This window comes from Mesoflavibacter zeaxanthinifaciens DSM 18436 (genome assembly GCF_000422365.1).
GTDB lineage: Bacteria > Bacteroidota > Bacteroidia > Flavobacteriales > Flavobacteriaceae > Mesoflavibacter > Mesoflavibacter zeaxanthinifaciens.
Window position 1 is genome coordinate 1 of the sequence record NZ_AULQ01000013.1, and the last position, 10,929, is coordinate 10,929.

The 10,929-nt window shown below is 30.9% G+C and carries 13 protein-coding genes; all 13 read left to right on the plus strand.

All coding sequences use genetic code 11. The features are described 5' to 3' along the window. The first annotated feature begins 172 nt into the window (after positions 1-172). The 13 genes from H574_RS0111825 (at position 173) to H574_RS0111890 (ending at position 10,824) form a co-directional block, all read left to right on the plus strand. Positions 173-709, plus strand: coding sequence for a hypothetical protein (locus tag H574_RS0111825; RefSeq protein WP_027880786.1), 537 nt, complete (start codon positions 173-175; stop codon positions 707-709). Positions 710-852: 143 nt separating this feature from the next. Continuing rightward, on the plus strand, positions 853-1,332 hold the full coding sequence (locus H574_RS0111830; protein ID WP_155912660.1) for a hypothetical protein: 480 nt from the start codon (positions 853-855) through the stop codon (positions 1,330-1,332). 153 nt (positions 1,333-1,485) lie between these two features. Further along, on the plus strand, positions 1,486-2,106 hold the full coding sequence (locus tag H574_RS0111835) for a hypothetical protein (RefSeq protein ID WP_027880788.1): 621 nt from the start codon (positions 1,486-1,488) through the stop codon (positions 2,104-2,106). Between the two features lie 140 nt (positions 2,107-2,246). After that, entirely contained in the window at positions 2,247-3,254 is a 1,008-nt protein-coding gene (locus H574_RS0111845) for a leucine-rich repeat domain-containing protein (protein ID WP_027880789.1), read from the plus strand. Between the two features lie 593 nt (positions 3,255-3,847). Further along, positions 3,848-4,483 (plus strand): hypothetical protein, encoded by a 636-nt coding sequence (locus H574_RS0111850; protein WP_027880790.1) that lies wholly within the window; start codon positions 3,848-3,850, stop codon positions 4,481-4,483. 123 nt (positions 4,484-4,606) lie between these two features. Continuing rightward, the gene (locus tag H574_RS0111855) at positions 4,607-5,107 is read left to right on the plus strand and encodes an SRPBCC family protein (RefSeq protein WP_036227608.1); all 501 of its coding nucleotides are present in this window, start codon (positions 4,607-4,609) and stop codon (positions 5,105-5,107) included. A 135-nt stretch (positions 5,108-5,242) separates the two neighbouring features. After that, complete coding sequence (locus H574_RS0111860) at positions 5,243-6,097, plus strand: hypothetical protein (protein WP_155912662.1); 855 nt, start codon at positions 5,243-5,245, stop codon at positions 6,095-6,097. 216 nt (positions 6,098-6,313) lie between these two features. Continuing rightward, positions 6,314-6,709: a hypothetical protein gene (locus tag H574_RS0111865; RefSeq protein ID WP_027880793.1), complete on the plus strand. Its 396-nt coding sequence runs from the start codon at positions 6,314-6,316 to the stop codon at positions 6,707-6,709. A 599-nt stretch (positions 6,710-7,308) separates the two neighbouring features. After that, positions 7,309-7,719: a hypothetical protein gene (locus H574_RS0111870; protein ID WP_027880794.1), complete on the plus strand. Its 411-nt coding sequence runs from the start codon at positions 7,309-7,311 to the stop codon at positions 7,717-7,719. Further along, on the plus strand, positions 7,712-7,924 hold the full coding sequence (locus tag H574_RS0111875; protein WP_027880795.1) for a hypothetical protein: 213 nt from the start codon (positions 7,712-7,714) through the stop codon (positions 7,922-7,924). The genes H574_RS0111870 and H574_RS0111875 overlap by 8 nt, the downstream gene beginning before the upstream one ends. Positions 7,925-8,681: 757 nt before the next feature. Next, positions 8,682-9,317: a hypothetical protein gene (locus H574_RS0111880; RefSeq protein WP_027880796.1), complete on the plus strand. Its 636-nt coding sequence runs from the start codon at positions 8,682-8,684 to the stop codon at positions 9,315-9,317. Between the two features lie 143 nt (positions 9,318-9,460). Further along, positions 9,461-10,045 carry a hypothetical protein gene (locus tag H574_RS0111885; protein ID WP_027880797.1) on the plus strand — a complete coding sequence of 195 codons (585 nt, stop codon included), beginning with the start codon at positions 9,461-9,463 and terminating at the stop codon, positions 10,043-10,045. Between the two features lie 152 nt (positions 10,046-10,197). Then, positions 10,198-10,824 carry a hypothetical protein gene (locus H574_RS0111890; protein WP_027880798.1) on the plus strand — a complete coding sequence of 209 codons (627 nt, stop codon included), beginning with the start codon at positions 10,198-10,200 and terminating at the stop codon, positions 10,822-10,824. Positions 10,825-10,929 lie beyond the last annotated feature (105 nt).

The window sequence follows — 10,929 nt, forward strand, 5'->3', positions numbered from 1 at the left end:
TCAAAAAACTGAAATATAACTGCAACCAACATTGTATAAATTCAATTGCGACTGAATTTCCTACGGAAATTCATTGCAATTTTCTATCTTTCAGTTTCAATCGGAAAATCGTACCGATTTTCCGCAACTGAAATTTATACGCTAACGTTAGCAACAAGACCGAAAAACCACAATGGCAGTTTGGATTCAAATAATAGGAATAAGAAAATCGGATTCGACTGAAATCGAAAAAGAAAAAATTCGCAAAATTCTAAATACAGCTGAATTTGACTTTGATTTTGTAAAACCCAATTTAGGTCTTAAAACAGAAAAATCTGAATGGAAATTGACACAGTCAAAAGGAATTGAATTCTTTGAATTGCCATTATTTGACCAAGCGCTGAAAGTTTATTTTGACAACCCGAATTTTATAGAATTTTCTGGTTCTTTTGGGCTCTTTAGTGCTTGGTTTCGATTTACCGATGTGAAACAGTCTGAATTGACAGATGGAATTAGAAAAGTGTTTCGCAAAATTGCATCTGAATATGGAATTTCGGAACTAATCTATTTTTCAGAATGGTTCTTTTCAATAGATTATATAAGGAACAAAGAGGCGAATGCCGAAAATTTAATTGAATTAATTAAAAATAGTCCTGACTTAAAACGGAATAAACTTTACGGATTAGAATCGAATGAACATTATGTGGAAAAAATAAAGTCCAGTTGCTAACAACGGCTATAATTCATTGCGGCTGAAATTCCTATCGGAATTTCATTGCAATTTACTATCTTTCGGCTACGGCGGAAAGAATCCTGCGGATTTTTCCGCAACGTATCATAGCCAAAACCGTTGTGTAGCATTAAAAAAACTGTGTGAGAAGAAATAGCTTTTACATATTAATTTTTATCCTTTTCTCAAGTTGTGGAATAAGGTCTGTGAATTATAAAAAAGCAAGAAGTTTAGATATTAAAAAGGGTTATAAAACTTTACTGAACAAAGAAACCGAAATAGAACTCGAAAAATACTATTTGGATACGAAAAACATCGCCGAAATTACAGCTGACAGAAAAACTAAAACTTTAAATATCTTTCAATCTAATAATGAACCTGAATCTTTTAATCTGACTGAAATTGAATCAGAGGAATTTAAGAAAAGATATGAAATGACCAATCGAGATAATATTTCATTAGTTGTTTTGAATGGAATTTTGGTGGATAAAAATGAGCGAAAAGATTATCGCATTGAACATAATGCTATTAAAAGTCTTTTAGTAATTAAAGATGCCGACGCAACCATACTAAATTGCAGTGGAAATGGTGGAAAGAATGTTTTGATAATATTAACCGAATAAAAATAACGCTACACAACAATGTATAAATTCAATTGCGGCTGAATTTCCTGCGGAAATTCATTGCAATTTTCTATCTTTCAGTTTCAATCGGAAAATCGTGCCGATTTTCCGCAACTGAAATTTATACGCTAACGTTGTGCTTAATTAGAAAAAATGAGTGAAAGACCAAACTTTGGAGTTTTTAATGATTTTTGGAATGGACATCCAAATCATTTACCACTTATGAATTTATATGATATTCCGAATCCACCAAAAGAATGGAATCTCACAAAAAGTATTGATAGACTTGACGATATAATTTCTAAAAACTCAAGTAATGATATAGTAAAGGGAATTAGATTGTTATTAAAGTATGAAGATTGGAGACCACATCTAGTCGCTGCTCTTACAACCCTAAAAATTGACAAAAATCGGCAGTCTGAATTAAAAACTGATTTATGGAATCGTCTAAAGACTGGTTCTTGGGTTAGTCCGCAAATTTTGGTTATTCTTTCAATAATTGATTCTGAATTTGATGTTAAAGCAAAAGAAATATGTGAAAATGGCTTTAAAATAACCTATTCCGAAATGCCAATGCACGAACATCATTCTGCGAGAGGACCTGCTGGCATAAGTGTCGATAATAAGAAAGTCGTTGCTTCGACCGAGTATCTTCTGAATGGAGTGATTATAGATTCAATGGAAAATGACAATGGTGGCTCTTTAGCAAAAAATTGGAAAGAGAATCTATTGGAATTAATAGAAAACAACAAGTTTAAAATAATAAATAACTAAGCACAACATTGGCTATAAGCAATTGCTTGTTCTCGCCTACTTCTGAAAATCCTCGCGGATTTTCAGCTTGGTGTGTACTTGCAAAGTTAAGTGCTAAACCACGCAACTACTCATAGCCGAGACCGTTGTGCATAATTTGAATGAAGCCTCAGAAAAGAATAGATAATCCAAAGAAAATTGACCGCAGGTTAATTGAAAGTCAACTTAAAAATGGTGACCACATAATTGTGCAGTTTTCGGACACAGTCTATTCGGATAGAATGTTATCCAAATTGAACAAACTATGCGCTAAATATGACAAAAGTTTTAGTATTCGATTCTATGGACATTATTCAAAAGTTTTTGACTGTAAAGTCGTTCAAAAAATTCCGAATGTAAAATCATTATACATTGACTGTATAATCAAAGCGGAAAACGTTGATTACATTTCCAAACTTGAAAATCTAGAAAGATTGAGTTTAGGCATTTATGAATTAAAAGAAACCGAGATACTTGATTCGGAAAACTTTAAAAAACTAACTGAATTAATTATTGGAGAAACTAAGACAAAAGCTTTTAACCTATCATATTTGAAAGAATTTAAAAGCTTAAAGTTCTTAATTATATCTGGACATACTAAAAATATAAATTCGGTAAGTGAATTGACTAAACTGGAGTATTTAGGTTTAAATTCTATTTCAAAAGTTAAACTTGGATTTATTAACTCTCTAAATAAATTGAAAACTCTAAATTTTGTTTTGGGTGGTCGAGAAAACTTGGATGAAATAGAAGAAAACAATATTGAAGAACTACAAATAATAAGAGTTCGTGGATTCAACAGTTTAAGAAATATTTCAAAGTTTAGTTCTCTTAAAACTCTATTAATTGAAGACCAAATTAAAATGGAACAGTTAGATTTTGATAAAGCAAATCCTAATTTAACTGATTTTAAACTAATAAACTGCAATACATTTAAAAAGCTATCTGGAATTTCTAATTTGAGTTCCCTAAAGCATTTAAGGATTTACAAAACCGCAATTGACTTTGATTCATTCATTAAACAACCTTTTCCCGAATCGTTGAAAATTTTGGCATTTTACACTACCAAATCTAAAATTGATAAAACAATAAGGGCAAGATTGGATGAACTAAACTATACTGAACATTAAATAAAAAACTATGCATAACAATGTATAAATTCAATTGCGGCTGAAATTCCTATCGGAATTTCATTGCAATTTGCTATCTTTCAGTTTCAATCGGAAAATCGTACCGATTTTCCGCAACTGAAATTTATACGCTAACGTTGGTTGCAATAGCCGAATTAAAAACTAAGCGTAAAAATCGTGCGAATTCCGAACTTTGAAAAAAGCGGAACTGTGCGCAAAAAGCTTTACGGAAACTGAATTTAATACTCAAAACCGAAACGTAACGCTGAATTGAAATTGTAAAACGGAACTGTACGCAGAAATTCACTCGAACGGAATTATAAAAACGTGAATTGATCACTCCTACTCGATTGAATTCCTAAAATAATGGAATCAAAACGTTGAATTGAATAGCAGAACGCAAAACAGAACGCTGAATGAACCTCAAAAAACAGAATTATAACTGCAACCAACAATGTATAAATTCAATTGCGGCTGAATTTCCTACGGAAATTCATTGCAATTTTCTATCTTTCAGTCTAAATCGGAAAATCGTACCGATTTTCCGCAACTGAAATTTATACGCTAACGTTAGCACCAATTTAAGGCAACCTATGAAATTAATACATTGGTCATCTAAAGAGAATAAAAAAAGTATCCTTGAAAACGGAATTAAAATTTCTGACACTTGGACTTCTTGCTCAATTTTGACACCTTTTCATAACCTGAATCGTTGGTGGGTTGACTTTTTGCTTAACAAAAAAGAACAAATTGGATTCATATTTGAACTATCAGAATCTGACTTTCCTATTGTTCATTCACATTGGTGTATTGATACTTATCAAAAACAAGATGACGATTTAAATGTAATCGAGGAAAGGAGATATAACTTATCAGAAATATTAAGAGATAATCCACATTCTGTTTTTAAAAACCTATCTGAATTAAAAGAAGATTATAAAAGGACTATTATTTGGAGGATTGGCGGAACAATAAGCGAATTGGGAAAGGATTCAGACGAGTTGATTTATCAAAACGGAATTGACTTGTTAAAATCTGACTCAAAAAAAATAAATGAATTTTTGGATAATCCTGACTTTATGGAATTTGTGTTTGAGGATTATGAAGTTTTACTTTTTAACGAAATCAAACCTGACCGAATTATAAAAGTAATATCGGAAAATGAGGAATATCAATACTCGGAATTAATAAACGAAATAAAAACTGGTGCTAACAATGGCTATAAGTAATTGCTTGTTCTCGCCTACTTCTGAAAATCCTTGCGGATTTTCAGTTTGGTGTGTACTTGCAAAGTTTAGTGCTAAACCACGCAACTACTCATAGCCGAGACCGTTGTACACAATACCCAAAAAATGCCGAGAATCGAACTTCAGACTGAAATAAAAGCCGACAGAAATATTGTGTTTGACTTGTCGAGAAGTATCGATTTGCACAAAATATCGACTGAACAAACTAATGAAGAAGCAATCGCTGGAAAAACAAGCGGACTAATTGGAATGAATGAAAGTGTAACTTGGAGAGCTAAACACTTTGGAATCTATCAAAAATTGACTTCTAAAATAACGGAATTTGACAGACCGAATTACTTTACGGACGAAATGGTTAAAGGAGCGTTTGCGGAATTTAAACACGAACATCACTTTGCTGAATCGAATGGCGGAACTTTGATGACTGACTTTTTTGACTATAAATCACCTTTTGGAATTTTAGGAAAGTTAGCGGACAAGCTGTTTCTGAAAAAATATATGACTGAATTACTAACTGAAAGAAATCGAATTGTAAAAGAGTTTGCGGAATCTGACAAGTGCAAAGAAATTATAAATGAAAAAAGTACTGTGTACAACAATGTATAACCGCAATTACGGCGGATTCGACTACGTCCGAATCCACTCGGAATTGCTGAAGTCTGTGCCAAACCGAAAATAAACGCCAAAGTAACCCGTAACTGACGGTTATACGAGACCGTTAGCAAACATTTGATGAAAACCGTGAAATACATTAAAATTCTCATATTGTTTTTAATTTTTAGTTGTTCGAATAACAAAACCAAATCGAATGATGAAAAAATTGATATTAAGAATATTGACACGTTAAGATACTCTTATGACGGATTTAATAATGGTTTGCGACTTGATTTATTAAGTGATGGTCGTTTTATTAACGAAAATTATTTATTCAGTTGCTTTGGTGGTGGAGAAAGAAAAAAAGTTTTTGGAACTTATAAAATGGACAGTCTCAAACTGACATTAAATCCCGAAAGAATAGAATTTATTGAATATCCAGAGGATATGGAATTAAAACCAAAAACCACGAAAATAAAATACGGAATTGACTCACTGAAAATCAAAACAGAATTTCAAGTTGTACAATGGGAAAATAATAAATATCTGTTTTCAGATTACTTTGATTTTGGTTGGAGTTTGGATAAAGAAAACGATTATATACGATTTGCAGACTATCTAAATACTGGTTTAGAGCCGGAAATGAATGGGATGTATTTAGTTAATAAAACCAAAGATTCAATCACATCAGAATTTGATTTAAAACAAATACCTGAAAAATGGCAAAGTTATTTTCTAAAAGAACCTGTTTCTGCGAAAATAAAAAACATCACAAAAGTAATTGACCCAAATGATGAAGAAAATATTTCTTGGCAAATAGAATTAGACAAAGGAGAAAAAGACCGAATTAATAACCGATTGACTTTGGAAACACAAGATGGAGAGTTTTTTATTGAGGTTGATTCTGTGCTGACAAACAGAAGTTTCGGAAAATATTATCTACCTGATTTTACGAAAGAAAAATATCCAATTGGAACTGAATTAAGAACAAAGTGGAAATAAAAACGATTTGCTAACAACGTATATAACTCATAGCTAGTCAGTTGCTTAATCGAAGTTAAGGCATATTTGGAAAGTCGCCAAATTTTTAAATTTGACGATTTCCAATAAAAAAGATAAATAGTAAAATTTAAAAATCTGGCTTGTGCTGAAACGAAAATAATTTTCTAATTTGCACGCTACGAGCCATATACACGACCGTTGTGTGTAATTTGAGAAATGAGACAAACGATAACCAAAAGTGATAAAAACTTAAGAATTCTGAACAAATTAATTGTGAACGGATTCTATAATGGATATATCGGAACTGAAAAGTTTGAATTAATGCGGAATCGTTTCCCGAACAATCACAGACTAATCGGAATTGTGAATGAAACAGATAATTACGATTTGAAATTTGACTTTAAGTCACCGATGAATATTTTAGCGAAAATTTTACTCGGACTCGGAATTCTGATTTCAATAATTTCGCTGATTAAGGGAATTTGGATTTTGCCGATTGTGTTTGTTGTTTTCGGACTGATTATGTTTGCGGATTTTAAACTAAAAGAGAAAAAAGAAATAAATATTTTAACGGATAAACTATTGGAATTCCACAAAACGGAATATGACTGAAATAAAAAAACTACACACAACAACGTGTATAGTTTATTGCTTCTGAATTTCCTATCGGAAATTCCTCGCAAATTTATTATCTTGGTTTCTTAATCGGAAAATCCTCGCGGATTTTCACGCAACGAAACCATACACAAACACGTTAGCTGTAATATTGCATCAACCAAAAACGCTCAATTCGTGTTGATTTTTAGCAACGTAACTTTAAAAAATTGAAAACAGAATTTTAGCCTGTTATGGATCTGAATTTTAAAACGGTAAACGGAACTGAAATCTAAAACTGACTCGTACGGAATTGAATAAATTGCGGTCGAATTCTGTCGCTCAAAACGGTACAGAAACTAAAAAAACGGAAACAGTAAAACGGAATGTTGCGCAAAAAAAAGTGGAATAAAAATAAGTTTTCTTTCTACAATTTCGCCAGCTGAATCACATAAAATAAAACAATACTACAGCTAACAAGGTATATATTCAATTGCTACTGAATTTCCTTTCGGAAATTCATACCAATTTACTATCTTAGTTGCTTAATGCTGAAAATCCTTCGGATTTTAAGCCGCAACTAAATCTATACCAAACCGTTGTGTGTAATTTGAAAAATGACAGAAACCATTTCAAATAACGAGAAATCATTTAATATTCTGAATAAATTAATTCTGAACGGATTTTATGATGGAAATATAAGTCCCAACAGAATTGAATTAAATAGAAAATACGGAATTTTTAATTCTGGTGGCAATCACAGAATAATCGGAATTCTAAACAGTGAAAATAAATTTGAATTGGATTTTGACTTCAAATTTCCAATGAACATAGCAGTAAAAGTTGCTATTGGAATCGGAATTATTTTCTCGATAATTTCTTTGATTTATGGGAATTGGTTTTTACCAATACCTTTTTTCATTCTACCTTTTTTAATCACATATATTGACTTTAAATTAAAAAAGAAAAAGGAAATAAATCTTTTGACTTCAAAGTTTTTGGAATTATATAAATCGGAATATGAGTAAAAAAGTATTCAAAATAATTTTATTCATAATTGGGTTACTATTAATAGTTATTGGAATCTCAAACTTTGTGGAGTTAAATAAAATAGAATCTGTTACGAATGACTCTGGTTTAGGTGGATTTGCGATTTGGGCAAGTGCTTGGACACTGACAATATTGGGAATTGTATTTATCGGAATTTCAAGTTTATTAAAGAGTAAAAAATAAAAACTACACACAACAACGGCTATAATCCATTGCGGCTGAAATTCCTATCGAAATTTCATTGCAATTTACTATCTTTCGGCTACGGCGGAAAGAATCCTGCGGATTTTTCCGCAACGTATCATAGCCAAAACCGTTGTGTGCAATTCTAGAAACTAACGGCTAAATTAAATTATTATATGTCAAAAAAGACAATAGTTCTAATTATATTACTTTTTATTGGATTGATTTTACCAATCCTTGGCATGTATAATTGTAGCGGATTTAACTCTGGAAATATGTCTGTACAGTCATGCATAATTGATAACACCGTTCTCAGAAAATATGCTGACTTTTATTATGGCTTGATTACAATATCTTCTTATATTCTTTTCGTTCCAGTATTGATATATATTGGAATTGTAATTTTTATAGCAAAATTTATTTCGAAAAAAATCCATTAAGTTGTTATTAAAAAAATGAATAAAGAAAAAAGTCAATAAAAACTGTGTGAAAATTTTTATGATTCTTTATTTCTAAGTTACAAGCGGAATCTTACAAAATTTAAACGGGAGAAAACATCAAACTGAAAACTAAAAATTATATATAAAGGCACTGAATAATGAATAAAAAACTGCACACAACAATGTATAAATTCAATTGCGGCTGAATTTCCTGCGGAAATTCATTGCAATTTTCTATCTTTCAGTTTAAAACGGAAAATCGTAGCCGATTTTCCGCAACTGAAATTTATACGCTAACGTTAGGCACAATTAGAAAAATGAACAGATTAATAATATTAGCTTTTTTGATTTTAACAAGTTGTAGTTCAAATGGACAAAACAACTTTGAGGGAATTATAAAGTTCTCAACCGAAATCACAACAACTGAATTAGCGCCAGACGGATTTCAAAAACAATTGAATGACAAGTATGGTGACAGTTTATTAATGTACTATTCTCGAAACGGAAACTTCCGTAGAATTCATCTGAATAGTGCTGAATTTGGAGCTGATTCTCAATTTTACTTTAGGAATAAAGCTAAACTCTATTTCACTAATAAAAATAGTTCTCAAATTGACTCTTTAGATACAAAAGTAAACTCGCTGAAATTATTAAAGAAAGGAAAAATAGAAAATCAGAAAATAATGGATTTAGATTGTGAGTGTTATGAATTCAAAGCTATTAGCAAATACAATCAAAATGTGACTTTGAATTATTGCTACAATTCAGAAAGTCCAGAAATCAATCCTGAATTATATTCTGACCACAATGATTTTTATTTGAATGAATATTATGAGTTTGCCAAAAGACCTTATCTGAAATTCTCAATCAAAACGGAGGAATTTAAAATAACTTATTTGGCGACTGAATTGACCGAAAAAGAAATCGGAAAAGAAATATTTGAACTAAAATAACTGTGCCTAACAACGGCTATAATCAATTGCGGCTGAAATTCCTATCGGAATTTTATTGCAATTTGCTATCTTTCGGCTACGGCGGAAAGAATCCTGCGGATTTTTCCGCAACGTATCATAGCCAAAACCGTTGTAAACAATTTATGAAAACCACAAAAAGCATAATAATTTTAGTTCTTTTTTTGACTTTAAGTTGTCAACAAGAAAAGAAATCATCAGAAAGAAATACTGACTCAAAAATTGAAATTGACAAAAATAATTCAGAAGCGGAACCAAAATCTGACAACAATTCAATCTCAAAAAAGAATTCTGAAAATGCGATTTTTAGGGATATTACAGAATTGGAAAAGTATAACGGATTTAAAAAAATCAGCGGACAAGTTTTAGGTAATTCTGACAAAGCTTTGGTTTATATTCAAAAGGACAGTTTAAAAGTCTTAATTCTAGAAAAAATAATAAAAAACTCATCACCTAAACCCAATTATTCAATTCTTGATGAAGTGAGTTTGACATTTGAAAATTCCGACCAATATATTGCCTTAACTCATTGTGAGTTAATTGAAAATCCTGATGACAAAATAATATTTAGCTTGGTTGAAAATGAGGAAGTTGAATATTTCGATAAAATATTAAAAACTTGGGTTATTGATTTAAACGAAAATAAGTTTAAAGAAATTGAGACAGACAAAGTTAAATGCTTGAATGAATGGTTCGGTTATGACGGATAAAAAACTGTTTACAACAATGTATAACCGCAATTACGGCGGATTCGACTGCGTCCGAATCCACTCGGAATTGCGAGCGTCAGTTATTAATCGAAAAATAGTAATTTAAACCCGAAACTGACGGTTATACGAGACCGTTACCAGTAATTTGAGTAATGAAAAGACAAATCACATACTTATTTCTACTATTATTAATTTTCATTCATTCTTGCAAACAGACCAATCAACCGAATTATGCTGAAAGTTCAAGAAATCTAGCAGAGGAAATTTTAGTTGATTATATGAAATTACCCAAAATGAGTTCCAATCTATCAGTCAACGGACTTGGTTCGCCTGAATTTAAAAGCTTAATGGCTAAAATTGACTCTTTAAAAAAAACAAATTATGGAAAAGATAGAGCGGAAATTATTAATATAGCGGAATTTAAAATATTGTATTTATTTAATGAAAAAGATAAAGCTTTTAATAAAATAACGGAATTTAAAAACCCTGAATCTGATATTCTAAAAAATCTATACACTGGAATTTATTTAGAGTTAGAGAACAAAGAACAACAAGCAATTCTAAATTTCAAAAAAGTGTTTAATGAATTGAAAAATGAACGCATTGACGAATCTAATTGTTTGAATTATAATATAAGTATCATTTTAGCGGAAATGAGTGAATTTGATTTCAAGGATTGTCATATTGAGTTTCTACCTAAAAACTATTTTCGGGAATTAAGAAATAAAGATAAAAAGGAATTTATCAAAGACCATTTTTTCAGCTCATTTGAGATATAAAACTACTGGTAACAATGTATAAATTCAATTGCGGCTGAATTTCCTACGGAAATTCATTGCAATTTTCTATCTTTCAGTCTCAATCGGAAAATCGTACCGATTTTC

Excerpts from the sequence above, each read along its gene's own strand:
- H574_RS0111825 (WP_027880786.1), top strand. The coding sequence starts at position 173 with ATGGCAGTTTGGATTCAAATAATAGGAATAAGAAAATCGGATTCGACT.
- H574_RS0111835 (WP_027880788.1), top strand. The coding sequence starts at position 1,486 with ATGAGTGAAAGACCAAACTTTGGAGTTTTTAATGATTTTTGGAATGGA.
- H574_RS0111845 (WP_027880789.1), top strand. The coding sequence starts at position 2,247 with ATGAAGCCTCAGAAAAGAATAGATAATCCAAAGAAAATTGACCGCAGG.
- H574_RS0111850 (WP_027880790.1), top strand. The coding sequence starts at position 3,848 with ATGAAATTAATACATTGGTCATCTAAAGAGAATAAAAAAAGTATCCTT.
- H574_RS0111855 (WP_036227608.1), top strand. The coding sequence starts at position 4,607 with ATGCCGAGAATCGAACTTCAGACTGAAATAAAAGCCGACAGAAATATT.
- H574_RS0111865 (WP_027880793.1), top strand. The coding sequence starts at position 6,314 with ATGAGACAAACGATAACCAAAAGTGATAAAAACTTAAGAATTCTGAAC.
- H574_RS0111870 (WP_027880794.1), top strand. The coding sequence starts at position 7,309 with ATGACAGAAACCATTTCAAATAACGAGAAATCATTTAATATTCTGAAT.
- H574_RS0111875 (WP_027880795.1), top strand. The coding sequence starts at position 7,712 with ATGAGTAAAAAAGTATTCAAAATAATTTTATTCATAATTGGGTTACTA.
- H574_RS0111880 (WP_027880796.1), top strand. The coding sequence starts at position 8,682 with ATGAACAGATTAATAATATTAGCTTTTTTGATTTTAACAAGTTGTAGT.
- H574_RS0111885 (WP_027880797.1), top strand. The coding sequence starts at position 9,461 with ATGAAAACCACAAAAAGCATAATAATTTTAGTTCTTTTTTTGACTTTA.
- H574_RS0111890 (WP_027880798.1), top strand. The coding sequence starts at position 10,198 with ATGAAAAGACAAATCACATACTTATTTCTACTATTATTAATTTTCATT.